We start from the raw sequence: 18,021 nt of genomic DNA, 5'->3' as shown, positions 1-18,021 counted from the left end.
AAGCGACGACTGAGAATATATCAACTCATTTTCTAATTTTGCGTAAGTCCTAATAAGGATGAAATTACAGTATACTTTAGAACGCTATGCGTTGCAACTGAAAAATGGATCCCGCACGCTCCTAAAGGTTGCGGGGGTCGTTCAGCCAGTGATGAAAACGCTTTATGATGCACACTTTCCAAATGCCGAGACCCGTAGCCCCGGGCCCACCCCCGACTGTCCGGATGCCGATATTCTCACGATCGCATGGCTGCTTGAATACATCGGTGCGGATAGCGAACACGCGGGGTATCCTCGGTTGAAAACTGAATTGAAAACCGTTTTCCCGTGCTTACCCGAAAGGTCGCGTTTCAATAGACGCAGCCGCAATCTCTGGGAAGCCAGTGAAGGTATCCGTCAGACGTTGACGCAGTTTTTACCCAAGTCAGACGTGTTTATTGTAGATTCTTTTCCGATACCGATGTGCGATAGCAACCGGGCGGAAGCGTCAAAGTCTGACTTGAAATGGGAAACCGACGGTTCGGGGACGCTTGCCGCTTATGGACATTGTGCAACGAAAAACCTCGTAACGTTCTACGGATTAGGACTTACGTAATTTTAACCGTAGACCGATCTGTGATATAGAGATACTTGAAAAAACACAAGCATTCTGGTGGCACAACCTAACAGGTTTGCGGCGTACTCGCCCCGGTGAATGCCAATAAGGCATTCATACCGTTGATTCATGCGACGTGCATCATGCTACAAAAGAACATTCTGCGTAAGTCCTAAGGATATTACCATGAGCATAGTTTACTACAACGTATAAAATATTGGACATACCTTATTTACATGAGCCAAAAATTTTATGTGTTTATGTGAATCTGCTTGAAAATAGATTTAAAATCTGTTAGGATAATATCTATGAAATCTACCGAAAACTCCGTAAAGAGTGGTAAACAGACAGCAACTATGAAAATTATACACACAGCCGATTGGCATATTGGACAACGACTTCACGAACGTTCCCGACTTGACGAACACAAACAATTCCTCGACTGGCTCCTTGAAACAATTCAGCAACGTGGTGTTGATCTTCTCCTCGTTTCAGGAGATATTTTTGACACTGCCCTCCCATCAGCAGAGGCAACCAACCTCTACTATCGATTCCTCTACCGTCTTTTTAATAAAACCGATACCTATACGGTCATCACCGCAGGCAATCACGATTCTGCAAGACACTTGGAGGCTCCACGCGAGTTTCTGGAAATGGGCAGGATTCACGTCATCGGTCTGGCAAATGAGGTTCCCAAATGTGTGTTACCCTTTCCACCCGACAATCCGCGCGTAATGGTTGCGGCTGTCCCTTATCTGACCGAAACAGACCTTCCACATGTTTCCTATGAGACAGAGATAGAAAGGAATGAACGGTATCGAGAACGGCTCAAATCGTTCTATGCTGATTGTGTTTCGGCTATGCCAGCGGAGCTTCCAAAGATTTTGATGGGACATCTCTTCGTTCAAGGTGGAACAATAACCGATTCTGAGCGAAATGTCCAGATTGGTGGCGCGACCGCTATCCATGCCCCCGATTTTCCTGAAGATGTGAATTATGTTGCTTTGGGGCACCTCCATAGACCACAAACAATTAACGGCACTGATTACCCAATCCGATATTCAGGCTCACCGATTCCACTGAGATTCAACGAAACGGGTTATTCTAAAGCGGTGCGGCTGCTGGAGTTATCTGATAACGGAACATTGGTGCGAGATGAGGCTATTGAGATTCCTGTCTTCAAGGAATTGTGTATAGTCAAGGGAGATGAAGACTCTGTTCTCTGGGACGCACGGACACAGGCTTGGGATGGGAAGTATATCCAAGTTAAACTGAAATTAAACAAACCGCAAACGGGGATTAATGATAAAGTGCGCCAAGCGTTCAGTGAGCAAGGCGGGGAAGTCCTGAGTGTTGAGATTGAATCAGCGGAAATGACACGCGGATTGGAAATCCCTATTGAAGATATGAAACGTCCCGAAGAAATCTTTAAACAATTTCACAAAAGGAAATTTGATGGGGAGCCGCCTGATAAAACCTTGACACAAACTTTTCGTGAATTAATCCAGATGGTTGAGGGTACTGAATGAAAATATGTAGACTCAAGCTTAAGAACCTAAACAGCTTTCGTGAAGAAATAGATATTGATTTTGAAGGTCCGTTATTAGGCGATACGTCCCTTGTGGCGATTACCGGTCCAACGGGTGCGGGGAAAACGACGTTGTTAGACGCGATTTGCGTCGCACTCTATGGAAAAACACCGCGCTTGAGTGGAACGGGGAGTCAGCATCCGAGGCATCTTATCAGCCATGGTGAAAAGGAAGGATTTGCTGAAGTACATTTTATAGCAAAGGGAACAGTTTATATCGCCTCTTGGTCCATTAGGCGTAGAGGTGCTGCAGAGGTGCGATTGTCTTATGCGGAGGATGGTAAAGTCATCAGCGATAGACTGAGTGGTAAAGGGAAGGCACTCGGTCCAAGCCAAAGGACAGTGAGCGAGGAGGTTGAATCTCTCTTGGGACTTGATTTTGGTGCTTTCAGACGTTCTGTCATGTTAGCACAAGGTGAGTTCGCCGCCTTCTTGAAAGCGAGTAGGGAAAATAGACGCACGATCTTGGAAGCAACGGCGGGGATTGATATCTATGAGATATTGAAAGATAGGTTAAATGAAAAGGTTGCCGAGGTTGAGGCGGCAAATGCCGATGTCGTTGCGGAAATAGAAAAAATCCCGGAAGCCTCTCCTGATCAACTTGGGGCAGCAGAGACAGAACTTGACGGATTGAAAAACGAAGCCAATCTCTTAGAGACACAAAGCCGGGAAATTCAACAGGAGAAGATTCGGGAAACAAAGCGTAAAGAGGACTATGAGAAACTCCAATTTTCAGAAGAGCGTCAAGTAGAACTCTCAGGTCAGCAGCAAGGAATTGATGCCCTCCAAGCAGAATTGGAAAATGCCCAACGTGCTGAACGTCTCCGTCCTGAGAAACAGATGTATGATGCTGCAAAATCCGATCTTCAAAAAGCAAAGGAAGCACTCGATACAGCAACGGCTGAGAAAACGGATGCGGAAAAGCAAGTTGAAACAGACAAAGCCAATTTTGACAGAAAAGAAGAAGCGTATCAGATAGCAGCAACCGCACATATCAAGAAAACCGATGTTTATGCTGATGCTAAATTAGATGTAGGACGGGCCACCAATCAGTTTGCTGAAGCGGAGAATCGGACTCCAAAATTGTCGGATTTGAATGATGAGATTGACACGCTTTCGGACGAGTTAGCCAACAAAGAAACTGAGCAAACCGGGTTACAGAAACAGATTAAAGACGCGCAAACCTTTTTGGATGAGAATCCACTTCCATCAGACAGGCAGCACCGTCTCACTCAAGCAAATGTTCTTTCCACACAACTCGATTCACAACAGAAGCAGTTGGAAACGGCATTGGCAAACGAAGTAGATCACGGTAAGAAAATCGTGTCACTGAAACATGAAATTAAAGAATTGTCCGAAATTCGTGAAGAGCGACTTGCAGAAAAGACCAATGCGAAGTCTATATTGGAAACGGCTACCGCTGAATTGAACAAACTTCTGGCAGTTGGGACCCGCGAGGAATGGATCACTCAGAAACAGCAAGCGAGCGAAGCATTGCCGGTCGCGCAGAAATATGAAACGGCGGAAAATGATTTGGTGGATGCTGAAGGCCGTTTGCGTCAACTGAAGGAAGCAAAGGCAGATTTAGACGCAGAGCTTGAGCAGATTGATGGAAAGTTGGCGGAACGCGAGGGAATATATCAACGCGCGGCAGAAGCAGTCCAACGCTGTGAAGAAAAACGAGAGTTGGCACTTTTGGCAAATCCTATCAATAAACTTCGACAACGCCTTCAACCGGGAGAACCGTGTCAGGTATGTGGATCAACAGATCATTCCTTTGTTCATATTGCGGAATCTGAAGACGATAACCTACTGCAGAATGCTGAGAATGCCTTAAAAGGCGCGAGGGCCGAGGCTAAAACTGCCCAAGATCAGATGCAGGCTTTGAAGGTGAAACAGGGGCAAACGCAACAAAATAGACATAATACTAATCAGCAAATTAAGGATTGCGAATTCAAAATAGAGACGCTGCAGGACGATAAGGTAGAACGCCTCGCGGAGTGGCAGGGGATTTACCCGGATGAAGATATTTCATCCCACTGGACAGCTGAACAGATTGAAAGTGCGGATGCCGCTATTGCAGCTCTCGGAACAGCCGAGAAAGCCCAGACAACAGCATCGCATGCTTACAATATGGTAGCACAGCAACTTGAGACCTGTGAAACTGACATTGCCCGTGAGGAGAAATCTCTGAACCAAGCCGAAAAACAGTTGCAAGATGTGAAAAATACCGTTTCCAATTTGCAAGTTGACGTTGATTCTATTGAGGAGCGTTTTTGGGAATTCCTGCCGGAGACTTTCCACGGTGTTACGCCAGATGTGGCGGTGGATCAGTTTGACAAAAAAATTGAGGAAGTTGAGACGCGCAAGGATAAACTGGATACTGCAGAGACCGACCTTAAGCTGCTTAACGCTAACATTGAAACAGATCGACGTGATCTGAAAAGTTTGTCCGATAACCGCGAAAACTTACAAGATGAAATAGACGAATACCGACGCGAAGGGAAAAGGCTTTTAGACACCGTTCGTGGGAAGACGGGTGGTTTGGAAACGGAAGCTGAGATTGATGCCGCTATTGATAAGTTAGAAGTGGAACTGCAGGCGAAAGAAGATGAACGCGATGAGGCGCAACAGCAATTACAGGAGAGTATCAATCTATCCACTCAAAAGCAGACTGCTCACGGGATTTCCGAAAGGCAGCATAAAGAAGCCGCTGAAAAACTTGAAAGGGCACAAAAGACTTACTTCGATAAGTTAGAGATGGCAGGATTTGATTCACCGGAAGCGCAAGACAACGCCTTCCGAGACGATGTGCAATTGCAAGAAATAACCGCTTATATTACTGATCATGAGGATGAAAAACAACAACTCCAGTTAACAATCGCCGACTTGAAAGGACGATTTGAGGAAACACCCTTTGATCCGAAAGCGTTGGCGCGGATTGAGGCCGAAGCGAAAGAAATTGGGGAACATCTTCAGATAAAGCAGCAAGAAGTTGGGGCGCAACAGCAGAGAATTGATGACTTGAAAGATGCACTTGAAAAACGAGAGGCTCTTGGTGGTGAAATAGCGGCGGCTGAAGCAGAATTGATGCGTTGGAAAAGATTACAAGAAACAATCCCCAGAAACGATCTACGCGATTTTGCTTTGGAGATTATGTTTCGGCAGATGGGCAGTTTGGCAAACGAGCAGTTAAAATATCTTACTTCAGAGCGCTACCAACTTAAAGTTGAGACTATCGGCGATTTGAGTGTCATTGATCGCTGGAATGCCAACGAAGAACGTCCTGTTGAGACCCTCTCTGGTGGAGAATCATTCCTGACGAGTCTCGCTTTGGCACTTGCCTTAGCGGATCTGAGTCGCGGGCGTGCGCAGCTCAACTCGCTGTTTCTTGATGAAGGTTTTGGCACGCTTGACAGAGAGACGCTCGACGTTGCTATCTCTGCACTGGAGGGACTCCGCATGCAGGGACGCAGCATCTTTCTCATCAGCCATGTTCAGGAGTTGACAAGACGGATACCTGTCAAAATTAATGTTAGGAAACGTGGGGACGGTAGTTCGTCTGTGCAGGTTCAAGGTTAATTTATAACAAAATTGGAGGTTTCATAATGAAATTTGGTTTTATGTCGTCTGTGTGTCCGCCGTTGACGATGGCGGAACTGATTGACAAAGCGAAACACTACAACTATGAACACTTGGAACTCCGCGTGGAGTGGGATCATGGACACGGTGTGGAATTAGATTCGACCGCACAGCAGTTGCAAGAAGCACGCGCTCGGCTTGCTGATAGCGGCATTGATCTCTCTTGTATCGCTACGGGGTGTCGGTTCATTGATCCAGATGCCAGTAAACGCGCCGAACAAGTGGATTTGCTCAAGCGGTATATTGATTTATCCGAGAAGATGGGGGCAAAGAATATCCGTATTTTTGGGGATCGGGTGCCGGAAACCCCGGTTGAGGTGTCTCAGACACTGGATTGGGAAGCAGAAGGGATTCGCGCGTGTGATGGTTTGGCAGGTGATGCTGGAGTTGCGCTCTGTTTGGAAACACACGGCAACCTGATTGGGAGTTGGGTTGCGGAAACTATACACCGAGCAGCAGCGAAAAATACTTTTGTGAATTGGCACGCAGCGCATCACGTTCGCCACGGAGAACCTATAAGTGTCGCTTATGTGCATCTACGCGGTAAGGTGCGACACGCACACGTCAATTTCGGGGACAGTGGACCGCTGCCAGACACGGAAAGGGATTCGTTGACGCTCCTTGCACAAGATGGATATGACGGGTACGTTTCTATTGAGGTTATCAATCCGCCGGATTCGGATGCTGTGCTCCAACGGCATGCGGAATTATACAAAACATTGTAAAACGGCTATCAGCAGTCGGCTTTCAGATTCTCTTCCTGACCGCTAACTGCTGATTGTTGACTGCTATTAAACCAGGACTTACGCAATTTTGACCGTAAGGCATTCTGTTAGATGGAAATGCTTGGACGAACACGGTTTCCTTTGGAATGCACAACCTAACAGGTTATGCTACAAAAAAGCATTCTGCGTAAGTCCTATTAAACGCTAAATGACTCACCGCAACCGCACGTATTCTGTGCGTTCGGGTTCGTAATCTTGAACCCTGAATCCATCAAACCGTCGTTATAGTCAAGCACCGACCCGGCGAGATAGAGCGTGCTCCTGGGGTCGATAAAGACCTTCAAGCCGTGAAATTCAAACACCTTGTCGGTGTCTTTTGCTGTGCCGAATTCAAGGTTGTATTGGAAACCAGAGCAACCACCACCGACGACTTGCATGCGTAAACCGAGGTCGGATTCGGTATCATTGTTATTAATAAGTGCGATGGCTTTTTCTGCGGCAGACTCTGTGACGTTAATCATGGTACTTATACCTCCGTTTTAGACATAAAATCGGCGATTGCTGTTTTTAGGACTTCCTCAGCAGCTCCCGCGTAACGTTGTTTATCTTCTGGCAGCCCACCCAATGCCTCGGAAATCTGGATGGCAGTAATTTGAAGTGCCTCTGAAACCTTGCTACCCATAACCATTTCGGTAAGGACAGAAGTACTTGCGATAGCAGTCGGACATCCGAAGGCGCGGAACTTTGCCGCAACAATCACGTTGTTGGCTACTTTAAGTGTTAGCTTTAGCATCTCACCGTTGGCAGGAGAACCGACAGTAGCTGCGCCGTCGGCATCGGTAATCGTCCCAACGTTGCGCGGATTTTCGTAGTGTTCAATTACCTGTGGCGTATACATTGGACATAGCCCATAAGCCATTCGGAAAAAGTCTGTTTTTGCAATTATACAACATTTTCAGACGCTTGTCAAATTTTTATGATTGCAATTCCATCCTAATTCTTTTACACTGATAGTAAAAGAAAATATGGAGGGATCCATGATGCTTCAGAAATATCACTTACCATTCGGTTTAGCCGTCTGTTTTCTGCTGATGTACCCATTTACAAGTTTTGCCGTGGAGGAATTCAAGGTCTCTAAAAATGGAAAAGGTGATACGACGTTTTCTGCTGGTCAAGCGACTTAGAGTATCAACCTACCGATGATGATTATGAAAAGGCGGAGGCAAAGAAGTTACCAGTCCAACCGGAAGGGTTACTGACAACAACGTGGGGGCGACTTAAACAGTAGTTTCCTGGTCCGTGTCTGTTGTTTTTGATTCTAACTCGGCTTGGCATTCGGCGCAGTGACCGATGATCTCATTACGGAAGCGCACTGGCTTAAATTGATGTGCCTCGCACACCGATTTTTGCAATGCGTCAATTCGTGGTTCTTTAAACTCAACAATCTGATTGCACCGCAGACAGATGAGATGGGCGTGTTCTTGGAGAGAATGGATACTTTCGTAGCGAGTGTTCTTCTGTGCGTCAATGAATTCAGTCAATAATCCACTTTTTACAAGTAAGGGCAGTGTCCGATAAATCGTTGGACGGGACACCAAGTATCCGTTTCGGCGCATCTGAACCAAGAGGTCCTCTGTTTGAAAGTGGCCTGGATAGTCAAAAACTTGGTTTAAAATATCCAATCGCTTTTGCGTCAAACGGAGTCCGCAACTTTTAAGGTAGTCTTCAAACTGCGTTATGAACTCAGGATCAAGCGTAGATTTGTCGTTGGCAGGCTGCATTTTCCGTCCCCTTTCAGTTGGCGTGAAAAGAGAGACTACGGCACGGCGGTGCGAGATCATTTTTTACCGCATATTTATAAAAGAGTTCCATGCCTGCGATCGCATCTTCGTTCAGATCGTATTTGATGCTATCTTGCAAATAGGCGAGACAGAGCGTTTCCGGTAGTCCCAATTTTTTCGCTTCAATCCGTGCAATTTCGGGTATTTGTGCCGTCCCACGTTCCTTTGATTCAAGAAGCACTTGTGGTAAGTCACCGAGATCCACTTCTTGCCTTGCAACCCAGCAGGCGTAGACAAAGGGTAGCCCCGTAAACTTATACCACACTTCACCGAGGTCAATGCTATACTCCGTCGAACCGAGATGCCTGAGTGCTGCGTCTCCGATGAGCAGGACTGCCTCAAAAGGCGGGTCTTGACGGTTTTCAAGAGCCGCACGTGGCGTTACCGTTGGCGCGCACGGGATGAATGCTGGTGAAATTTTATACTTTTCAGCGAGTAGAATTTTCAGCAGCGCGACAGAGGAACGCGAGTTCGTATCGAGTGCAATGCGTCGAATCTCCTGAACTGGCACACGACTAAACAATTGGATACTTCGGACGTTGCTGTGTGATGTGATTGATATATCTGGTAGAATACAGTAAGGTGTATTCGACGGATTCGCACGATAATATTCGACAATCGGAATCAGTCCGACATCCAATTCGTCTTTACTTAAAAGTGTTGAAACACGACTCGGAACATCAACACTGAGGGCAATATCCGTTTTAATCTCTTTGTTCAAAAGGGGGTAAATAAGCGGTTTGGTATTCAGAAACGAAACTGCGCCTACCCTTATGCGGCTTTTCGGTACCACTGATTCCCCTCTCGAATAATTTCGTTGTAAAGTGTATCGCGCTCGACAGGCACGAAGCCGGCTTCTTCAATGAGGTGCGTTAGTTGGGAAACAGAAACAGCCTCTGGCGTGTCTGCGCCTGCCATGTGTGTGATTTTCTCCTCGGTTACCGTGCCATCAATATCGTCTGCACCGAAGCGGAGTGCGACTTGTGCGGTCTTCAAACCGGTCATAATCCAGTAAACTTTGATATGGGGGACGTTATCGAGCATAAGGCGCGCAACGGCGATGTTCCGAATATCTGTTAGCCCGGTTGTTGAGGGCAGGTATGCCATTCGGGTATTCAGCGGATGGAACGCCAATGGAATGAAGGTCACAAAGCCACCAGATTTATCCTGCTGCTCCCGTAGCCTGATGAAATGGTCAACTCTGTCCTCGTTTGTCTCAAGGTGTCCGTAGAGCATTGTTGCGTTGGTAGCAATTCCGAGGCGATGTGCTATATCGTGAACTTCTAACCAACCTTCAGCACTTAATTTGCCGGGACAGATTTTCTCACGGGTCTCTTCTGCGAAGATTTCAGCACCGCCTCCGGGCAGCGAATCCAAACCTGCTTCCCGTAATTGGGTGAGGACTTCTTCTATTGACATCTTAAAGATGCGTGAGAAGTGATGAATTTCAACGGCTGTGAAAAATTTGAGGTGTACCTGTGGCATCCGTTCTTTGAGACCTCGGATGATGTCGAGGTAGTAGTCGAATGGCAGCTTCGGGTGTAACCCACCAACACTGTGGATTTCGGTACATCCCTGTTCTATAGAGTACATCGCCTTGTCTAAAAATTCGTCAACGCTCATCTCCCACGCCCCTTCGGTCTGCATATTTTTTCGGGCAAATGCACAAAAGTGGCATCGAGCGTGGAGGATACAGACATTTGAATAATCGATGTGTTGGTTGATGTTGTAGTAGGCGACGTTCCCGTTTAAGCGTTCACGCATAGAGTTTGCAATAAATCCAACGCCAGTAATGTCTGGACTTTCATAAAGCGAAACCCCTTCCTCAAAAGAGAGGCGCTGCTCTGCTTGGACTTTTTCATAGATAGCAGGCAGTTTGGGGTCTGTAAAACGACTATAGTTCTCCATTACTTTTTATTCCTGATCGATCATCAATATTTTTTGCTTCGCTCCGTGGTAAGAAAAAAAATCTTGACACTTGTCTCATAGTGAAAGTATTATAGCACAATACCTTTAAAAAATGCAAGTCTTTTAACACGACTTACGATTTTCGCCAGAACTTTTCTCAGAGAGAGGAAGAAGGATTTATGTCAAAATTAGGGCTTATTCACTATAATTACGCAAGCAAATCACTTGACGATTTTCTGAAATTCACAAGTGAGACGGGATTCAGGTACGTTGAACTTCAGGTAGGAACTGTCTGGAATTCGGAGACCGCTGATCCTGAAAAAAATGCCGAAGCTGTGAGAGCACAGGTTGAGGGTTATGGCTTACAAGTCTCTGCCCTTGCTGCCGGGAACGATTTCGTCCTGCTTGAGGAAGATGCCATCTGTGCTGAGGTTGAGCGCATGGAACGCATTGGGAAACTTGCGAAACTCGTTGGCACTTCTATCCTGCGTACAGAAGGTGGGAGAGCGAAGGATGCCGTTCCAGAGAGCCGTTGGGTTGAAGCGATGGCGGGTTGCCTCACGCGATGCCTCGAATTCGCGGAACGGGATGAGGTTTATTTGGCGGTGGACAATCATGGCATTGTTACAAATGACGGCGATTTGCAGGTGGAACTCTTTGAGCGGGTCGGTTCCAAGTATGTCGGTGCGAATATGGACACGATGAACTACCGCTGGGCAGGACACGATTTAGAGACAGTTGGCAGGTATTATGAAATCGTCGCACCTTACACACTCCACACGCATTTGAAAGATGGAACGGGTTCGCGCGCTGACTATCGCGGCGAGGCACTTGGTGAAGGTGAGATAGATCTCGCAAAGGCAATTCGGTGTTTGAGAGAAGCCGGTTATGACGGTGTCTGGTGTTGTGAATACGAGGGTAGAGAGAACGACGGAACGGGTCAGCGGAAAAGTTTTGCCTGGATGCAAGAAAACCTCTAATCCGATGAACAGCCCGCCTCGTATCATTACCTTAACAACCGACTTCGGCACGAGTGACGCTTATGTTGGGGTTATGAAAGGTGTCATCCTCGGTATTAACCCGAGTGTGCAGATCGTTGACATCACACATGCTGTTCCACCACAGGACATTCATGAAGCCGCCTTCTTAATCCATTCAGTGCCTCGCTACTTTCCGAAAGGCACGATTCATACTGTCGTCGTTGACCCGGGGGTAGGGAGTGACCGACGGGCGATAATCTGCCAAACAGACGGCGCATTTTTCGTCTGTCCTGATAATGGAATATTGAGTTATCTGCTGCAAGGGACTGAGAATGAAGAAGCGCAATCGGGAAATGTAGTGGCGATTCAAAACCGAGACTATTTTTTGCCAGAGGTGAGCCAAACATTCCACGGTCGGGATATTTTCGCTCCTGTTGCTGCACATTTATCGCTGGGTGTGCCTCTTGCGGACTTCGGTCCATCCGTGCAAGATCTCGTTCGCCTTCCGATTCCGACACCACAAGTTTCTAAAGACACGATAATCGGACAAATTGTCAAAATCGACGCATTTGGGAATGCAGTCACAAATATTTCAGAAGGTGTGCTGAATCACTGGCAAAACGGTCCTACCTCAGAAGTTTCTGTTTATGAAATTAGGATAGGAGATGTGCAGCTGAAGCGGCTGAACCGTGCTTATGCTGAATCTGACATCGGTGAACCTTTGGCAATTATCGGAAGCTTTGGACTATTAGAGATTGCTGTAAATGGTGGGGATGCCGCCGAACGTTTAGGACTGAAACGTGAGGATTCTGTTATCGTTCATCGGCATTGAATGTTGGTGCATTTAGGTGGTGTGATTGGGAATTGCTGCCTATAGAATGGTTTGACATTCGCAGATTTTTTGGGTATACTTAACGTATATCTCTACCAGGGACATTCGGGAAAGGAGAAGTACTGATGGAAACCAGACCAAACACACTCTTAACCCCTTACGCGCCGACCGAAGCGTCGGATCTCTACCCTGAATCGGATGGGAAACCTATGGCTGAAACCGATCTTCATATTGATGCAATAATTCGCGTGCGGCATATTCTCAGAGCCTACTTCGCTGGGGTGCCGGATGTCTATATTTCCGGTAACCTCATGATGTATTATGAAGACTCGAGACCGCCAAAAGCCGTCTCACCCGATATACTCGTCACTTTCGGGGTTGGTAAGAAACCCCGACGCACCTATAAGATATGGGAGGAAGGGAAGCCTCCGGATTTGGTAATAGAGTTTTCGAGCAAAGGCACTGTTCAGACCGACTTAGTGCGAAAAAAGGAACTCTACGCTGAACTTGGGATTCCGGAATACTTCCTATGTGATGTTGATAGACGTTATCTCCCGACACCGTTAATTGGGTTTCGGCTGGTTGGTGGCGAGTATATTGAGATCTCACCGAACGCTGACGGTGGGATTCGCTCAGAGATTTTAGGGTTGGATTTTTGTTTTCTCGCCGATGGTTTGGGCATTTACAACCCTACAACAGAGGAGTGGTTGCAGACCCCAGAGGAGGCAGCGAACGCACGCGCTGCACGTGATAGAAAACGTGCTGAACGTGCTGAAACCGAACTTGCCCGTCTCCAAGAAGAACTCGCCCGCTTGAAAGAAGGCACGTAACAGCAGCAAGCTGCAGCCTAAAAAGGAGCACCTCATCAATTGAGACAGATAACTTTAACAGGTATTAAACCGACAGGACAGCCGCATATCGGGAATTACCTCGGTATGATTAAACCTGCACTGGAACTTGCCGAAACATATCAGGCACTCTACTTTATCGCAGACTATCACGCACTCACGACTGTCCGGAACAAGAAAGAGTTAGTATATCTAACCCATCAAGCGACAGCGACGTGGTTGGCGTTGGGGTTGAACCCGGATGAGGTAATTTTCTACCGTCAATCGGACATTCCAGAGGTGTTCGAGTTGTCGTGGGTGTTGGCGTGTTTCACAGCAAAGGGTTTACTCAACCGCGCACATGCCTATAAAGCGATCGTTGATGACAACATCGCAGAGGGGCGCGAAGAGGATAAAAACATCAACGCTGGACTTTTCACTTATCCGGTTTTGATGGCAGCAGACATTCTGCTCTACGGGACCCACATTGTTCCTGTCGGACTCGACCAGCAGCAACATCTCGAAATTACGCGCGATGTTGCACTCACTTTCAACGGGAATTACGGCAATATCTTGACGATTCCAGAAGCCGTGATTCGGAAAGAGGTGATGACGATCCCTGGTATCGACGGCAGAAAGATGAGCAAAAGTTATAACAACGTCATCCCGATTTTCGCACCGTCGAACCAAGTGCGCAAACCCGTTATGCGTATTGTAACCGATTCCAAACTGCCAGAGGATCCGAAAGACCCGGATGAATGTAACGTCTTCGCAATCTATCAGCATTTCGCTGATGCGGACGCTGTTGCTGCGAAACGGGAACTCTATCTCAACGGTGGACTCGCATACGGTGAGATGAAGAAGGAGCTGTTCGCGTTGTTAGAGGCTACGTTTTCTGACAAGCGCGACCGGTATAATGCGTTGATGGACAATCCGGATGAATTGGATAAGGTACTTGAAGAGGGTGGGAAAAAAGCACGCGATATCGCAGTCCCGATTTTAGCAAAGGTGCGTAAAGCCGTTGGGGTGAGTCCTTAAACGAAAGGCGAGGCAGCGTTGCATTGCTACCTCGCCAAATAAGTGAAATTTGCTTTCTACAGAGATGTTCTACTTCCGTATCAACATTTTCCGCGTAGCAGAGAAGTCCCCTGCCGTCAACACATAGAAATAGACACCACTGGCGACCTGTTCGCCAAATTCATTCCTACCATCCCAGTGTGCCGCCCGGCTCCGGGTTTCATATACACCCATTGCTTGATGTCCCAATTGGAGTGTCCGGACCAACTGTCCATTCGTCGAATAGATGGTTATGGCGACATTTGCAGGTGCTGCCAATTGGTAGGGAATCCACGTTTCAGGATTGAACGGGTTGGGATAGTTGGGTAAGAGTGCTGTTGTTTTCGGTACCAGCAGCTCCAAGAGCCGTTCCAGTACCTGGATTCCTCTTTGATAGGAGAGTCCTTTGGGGAGCCCGGTTTCAAGAGCGTCCAAGGAGCCTTCTTGTTTAGCAAGGCTCAACCAGTTCATGACCTCAGCTGCAGTCAACAGTTCGGTTGAACTGGCTTGCAGTGCGGGTGCGGCACCGGTGCCTTCCAATGCGTTCGCCAGAAATGCCCCTCCAGCACCGCCCAATGCATCTGCGAGTAGTACGAGGTCTCGTATATTGACGATCCCGTCTTTGTTTAGGTCTGCCTCATTTTCCCCTGTTTCATCGAAACGCGATGCGAGGAGGACAAGATCAAGGATATTGACAGTCCCATCATTGTTTAAATCTCCTAAGAGGTCATCCACGAGTGCTGCTAAGAGTTCCCCGGTTTCTCGTGCAAGTGTTAGATTCCACAATAGCACTGTGCCATCAAAGCTTCCACTTGCCAGTAGGGATCCTTCGGAGTTGACCGCCACAGTTGTGACATTCCACGTATGTCCATCTAATAGGATCAGTTCCGTGCCCATGGTCGCGTCCCACAAACGGATGGTGGTGTCACTGCTTCCACTGGCAAGGACTCTACCATCAGGTGTGAAAACGACACTTGTCGCTTGATTCTCTTCATCCAGTAGTGTATCTTGAAGTTCCCCGGTTTCTATATTCCAGAAGCGTATTGTCCTGTCTCTGCCTGCACTGGCGAAAGTATTTCCGTCTGGGCTCAAGGCGACACTCACCACGTCGTCTTCATGTTCAGTAAGGGTGTGCAAGATTTCGTAGGTTTCTACATTCCAGATGCGTATTGTATCGTCTCGACTGCCGCTGACAAGTTTGCTGCTGTCGGGACTAAAGGCGAGTGTCTCAACGCCGGCTTCGTGTCCGAAAAGCGTGGTGATGTGGGTGCCTGCTGTGACATTCCAGATGCTTATTGTATCATCTTCACTGCCACTGGCTAACATGCTTCCATCAGCATTAAAGGCGAGACTGATGAGGTAAGAGCTGTGCCCTCTCAGGGTCCTCAGGAGTGCCCCTGTTTCGGCATTCCAGAGGCGGACGGTATTGTCTTGACTGCCACTTGCAATGATGCTGCCGTCGGGGTTGAACACAACGACGTCTACATTTTCCTGATGTCCGATAAGCGTATGTCTGAGTTCCCCGGTGTTTGCATCCCAGAGGCGGATGGTTTTATCCCAGCTGCGTGTTGCTAAGGTGCTGCCGTCTGCGCTGAATGTAACGCTTAAAACGACATCCGTGTGTCCACTGATAGTCTTGAGTTGTTTTCCGGTACGGAGGTCCCAGAAGCGAATAGATGCATCCCAGGCACCGGTGGCGAGTGTCTGCCCATCTGGTGCGAAAATAGCTCGATACACATCAGCTGTGTGTCCGACGAAGGTGTTTATATGGGCACCTGTGTTGACGTGCCACAAACGCACGGTGTCATCTTCACTTGCGCTGGCAAGCAAACTGCTGTCATCACTGAAGTTTATATCGAAGATACTTGAGGTATGCCCTGTGAGTGTTATCTTATGCACGCCTGTCGCAGGGTCCCATAGGTTGATGATCGCGCTCAAATCTCCACTTGCCAATGTCTTACCGTCTGGACTGAAAGCCACACTGTAGACATCATCTTGATGCGCCATCAATGTGTGCTGAAGTTCACCTGTTTCTACATTCCAGACCCGGACGGTATCGTCATTACTACCACTAATGAGCGTCTTACCATCTGGGCTGAAAGCGATGCTGGAAATACCTTCTGTATGTCCTGTTAAAGTATTGATTAGTTCGCCTGTGTCGGGATTCCAGAGTCTAACGTCATTGTCTCGACTGCCGCTGGCAAGCATGCTGCCGTCAGGACTAAAAGCGACGCTGCGGACACTTCGCTGATGGCCCGTGAGGGTGTGCAACATTTCTCCCGTTGCTGTATTCCAGAGGCGGATGGTGGCATCGTTGCCGCCGCCTGCGAGGATAGTTCCATCTGGGGTATAGGCGATGGAAGGAATACCATACTTAATTCCGGTAAAGAGTTCAAGGGGCTCATCGGTTGCTGTATCATATATCCAAATTCCGAGGGAGCCAGAGACTGCGAGCCGGGTGCCATCGGGCGAATACTGGATGTCATATAACCAGCCCTTACCAAGTCGTGCCGTGGCACCTTCAGGTAGATGCCATTGTGGGGAATCTTGGGCGAAGCTGCTTGGTAGGTATAAAGTCGAAGTGGTGAGTAGGGTGAAGATAAAAAAAAGTCCAAATATAGACTTGAAACGGATGAATGAAAATAATTTTTTCATTAAAATTTCTCCTTTTTTCGTAATCGAATCTAAGTTGCTACTTACAATTTTTTTACCATAACACAAAAGGGATAAAAAATCATAAAAAATAGAATTTTGCTTTACATTATCACAAATTCCAAACGACAATGCGCCTCACGGAGTGCTGCCTCAACTGCCTCTGGTGTTTCCGAGCGGGCGAAAATGAAACCGAGATACCGTGCGCCTTCCGGCAACGGGACGACTTCACCACCAATAGGGATTGTGATGTTGACTTCCGTAACACCGTCTACCTTGCGGGCTGCAGACGTGCCACGTACTTCACCAAGAATCCCCGCCTTCGGAACAGGTATCATCATCACCCCCGCTGCCTGTTGCTCCCGATGAAGCATTTCCACGTGCTGCCCAATTGCGTGTCGGATGACAAGTTCTTCCAACGACATGCCAGTGCCAAATCGCAGCGTGCGTGCGCATAGCCCACCAATCGTCCGGGCAGCGATTTCAATGAGGTGCGCGCCTTTTGTATTATGACGTAATTCAGCGTGGATGGGGCCATGGCGGAGTCCTAATGCAGCGGCGGCTTCTGCGGTCGCGCTTTGTAGTTCATTCTGAACCTCGGACGATAGACGCGAAGGCGTGATGTAAAGCGTCTCCTCAAAAAATGGTCCTTCAAGTGGGTCAGGTTTATCAAACAGTGCCAATGTCTTGAGTTCCCCATCCAAAAGAATGCCTTCAAGTGCTACCTCTATGCCGGGGATGTAATCTTCGACCAATACCTCCGAATATGAAGACGCAGTGTCTGTGTCTGCTTCCGTTTCCAAAGTTTGGAGAAGTGTTGTGATGCGCTCGAAGGCATCAGTAAATTCACACGGCGCGTCCGCTCGAATGACTCCGCGGCTTGCAGATAGAGAGAGCGGTTTAATAACACACGGAAAATCAACGTTGTTAGTGATTTTGATAAGATCGTCATGGATTGAGAAACGTCTGAACCTTGGACATGAAACACCCCCTTTTGCAAGTGTCTGCCGTAAGCGGTACTTATTGCGCGTGGCTTTGGCAGATTCAATGGGGTTGTGTGGAAGTCCGAGTGTCGCTGCTGCAATTGTAGCGAGCAAGGTGGTATCGTCATCAACGCCGACGATGGCAGTGATTGGATGTGTTTCAGCAAATTCGGTGATCGTCTGTGTTGCGGCGATTGGCGTACTGAAATCAAACACAAGCGAATCGCGAGGCGATACATCTGCGGTTGTAGCGGCTTCCTCTGAGGCAACGACTACCTCTACATTGAGTTTCATAGCGGCAGCGAGAAAATCGGTTGCTCGGTAGGTTCGCGTCGGAAGTAAAAGAAGGATACGCGGTTTCTCTGAGGCGCGTTCTGGCATTTAGAGACCTC

Annotated in this window: 16 protein-coding genes; 9 read left to right on the top strand and 7 right to left on the bottom strand. The window is 47.8% G+C overall.

The genetic code is table 11. The annotated features are described in order from the left end of the window. Window positions 1-58: 58 nt before the first annotated feature. The 4 genes from OXN25_16475 (at window position 59) to OXN25_16460 (ending at window position 6,550) form a co-directional block, all read left to right on the top strand. Window positions 59-595 carry a hypothetical protein gene (locus OXN25_16475; GenBank protein ID MDE0426448.1) on the top strand — a complete coding sequence of 179 codons (537 nt, stop codon included), beginning with the start codon at window positions 59-61 and terminating at the stop codon, window positions 593-595. A gap of 308 nt (window positions 596-903) precedes the next feature. Beyond that, the gene (locus tag OXN25_16470) at window positions 904-2,124 is read left to right on the top strand and encodes an exonuclease SbcCD subunit D (protein MDE0426447.1); all 1,221 of its coding nucleotides are present in this window, start codon (window positions 904-906) and stop codon (window positions 2,122-2,124) included. Continuing rightward, window positions 2,121-5,765: an AAA family ATPase gene (locus OXN25_16465; GenBank protein MDE0426446.1), complete on the top strand. Its 3,645-nt coding sequence runs from the start codon at window positions 2,121-2,123 to the stop codon at window positions 5,763-5,765. Before OXN25_16470 ends, OXN25_16465 begins: the two co-directional genes overlap by 4 nt. A gap of 26 nt (window positions 5,766-5,791) precedes the next feature. Continuing rightward, the gene (locus tag OXN25_16460; protein ID MDE0426445.1) at window positions 5,792-6,550 is read left to right on the top strand and encodes a sugar phosphate isomerase/epimerase; all 759 of its coding nucleotides are present in this window, start codon (window positions 5,792-5,794) and stop codon (window positions 6,548-6,550) included. Window positions 6,551-6,747: 197 nt separating this feature from the next. On the opposite strand, the gene OXN25_16455 is transcribed toward OXN25_16460, so the two are convergent. Together OXN25_16455 and OXN25_16450 are read right to left on the bottom strand one after the other, a co-directional pair. Beyond that, window positions 6,748-7,071: an iron-sulfur cluster assembly accessory protein gene (locus tag OXN25_16455; GenBank protein MDE0426444.1), complete on the bottom strand. Its 324-nt coding sequence runs from the start codon at window positions 7,069-7,071 to the stop codon at window positions 6,748-6,750. 5 nt (window positions 7,072-7,076) lie between these two features. After that, a complete protein-coding gene (locus OXN25_16450; GenBank protein MDE0426443.1) occupies window positions 7,077-7,469 on the bottom strand; it encodes an iron-sulfur cluster assembly scaffold protein in 393 nt (130 codons plus the stop codon). A gap of 118 nt (window positions 7,470-7,587) precedes the next feature. Between OXN25_16450 and OXN25_16445 the strand changes: the two genes are divergently transcribed. Continuing rightward, on the top strand, window positions 7,588-7,734 hold the full coding sequence (locus OXN25_16445; protein MDE0426442.1) for a hypothetical protein: 147 nt from the start codon (window positions 7,588-7,590) through the stop codon (window positions 7,732-7,734). A 93-nt stretch (window positions 7,735-7,827) separates the two neighbouring features. Here OXN25_16445 and OXN25_16440 read toward each other — a convergent pair whose 3' ends face one another. Genes OXN25_16440 through mqnE form a run of 3 tightly spaced genes read right to left on the bottom strand, consistent with a single transcriptional unit; the run spans window position 7,828 to window position 10,299 of the window. Beyond that, window positions 7,828-8,331 (bottom strand): Fur family transcriptional regulator, encoded by a 504-nt coding sequence (locus tag OXN25_16440; protein MDE0426441.1) that lies wholly within the window; start codon window positions 8,329-8,331, stop codon window positions 7,828-7,830. 13 nt (window positions 8,332-8,344) lie between these two features. Further along, on the bottom strand, window positions 8,345-9,184 hold the full coding sequence (locus OXN25_16435; protein MDE0426440.1) for a menaquinone biosynthesis protein: 840 nt from the start codon (window positions 9,182-9,184) through the stop codon (window positions 8,345-8,347). Beyond that, a complete protein-coding gene (gene mqnE, locus OXN25_16430; protein MDE0426439.1) occupies window positions 9,163-10,299 on the bottom strand; it encodes an aminofutalosine synthase MqnE in 1,137 nt (378 codons plus the stop codon). Before mqnE ends, OXN25_16435 begins: the two co-directional genes overlap by 22 nt. Before the next feature lie 179 nt (window positions 10,300-10,478). Here mqnE and OXN25_16425 point away from each other — a divergent pair, with 179 nt between their 5' ends. From OXN25_16425 to trpS, 4 genes are all read left to right on the top strand, one after another. Next, the gene (locus OXN25_16425) at window positions 10,479-11,279 is read left to right on the top strand and encodes a sugar phosphate isomerase/epimerase (protein MDE0426438.1); all 801 of its coding nucleotides are present in this window, start codon (window positions 10,479-10,481) and stop codon (window positions 11,277-11,279) included. 4 nt (window positions 11,280-11,283) lie between these two features. Continuing rightward, on the top strand, window positions 11,284-12,111 hold the full coding sequence (locus OXN25_16420; protein MDE0426437.1) for an SAM-dependent chlorinase/fluorinase: 828 nt from the start codon (window positions 11,284-11,286) through the stop codon (window positions 12,109-12,111). Window positions 12,112-12,236: 125 nt separating this feature from the next. After that, entirely contained in the window at window positions 12,237-12,941 is a 705-nt protein-coding gene (locus tag OXN25_16415; protein ID MDE0426436.1) for a Uma2 family endonuclease, read from the top strand. A gap of 39 nt (window positions 12,942-12,980) precedes the next feature. After that, window positions 12,981-13,976 (top strand): tryptophan--tRNA ligase, encoded by a 996-nt coding sequence (gene trpS / locus OXN25_16410; protein MDE0426435.1) that lies wholly within the window; start codon window positions 12,981-12,983, stop codon window positions 13,974-13,976. A gap of 69 nt (window positions 13,977-14,045) precedes the next feature. Here the strand turns inward: trpS and OXN25_16405 are convergent, their stop codons facing one another. Beyond that, a complete protein-coding gene (locus tag OXN25_16405; protein MDE0426434.1) occupies window positions 14,046-16,649 on the bottom strand; it encodes a T9SS type A sorting domain-containing protein in 2,604 nt (867 codons plus the stop codon). Window positions 16,650-16,750: 101 nt separating this feature from the next. Beyond that, complete coding sequence (locus OXN25_16400; GenBank protein MDE0426433.1) at window positions 16,751-18,010, bottom strand: ATP-grasp domain-containing protein; 1,260 nt, start codon at window positions 18,008-18,010, stop codon at window positions 16,751-16,753. Between the last annotated feature and the right edge of the window lie 11 nt (window positions 18,011-18,021).

This window comes from Candidatus Poribacteria bacterium (genome assembly GCA_028820845.1).
Taxonomy (GTDB): Bacteria; Poribacteria; WGA-4E; order WGA-4E; family WGA-3G; genus WGA-3G.
This window is presented reverse-complemented; position numbering and strand designations above follow the sequence as displayed.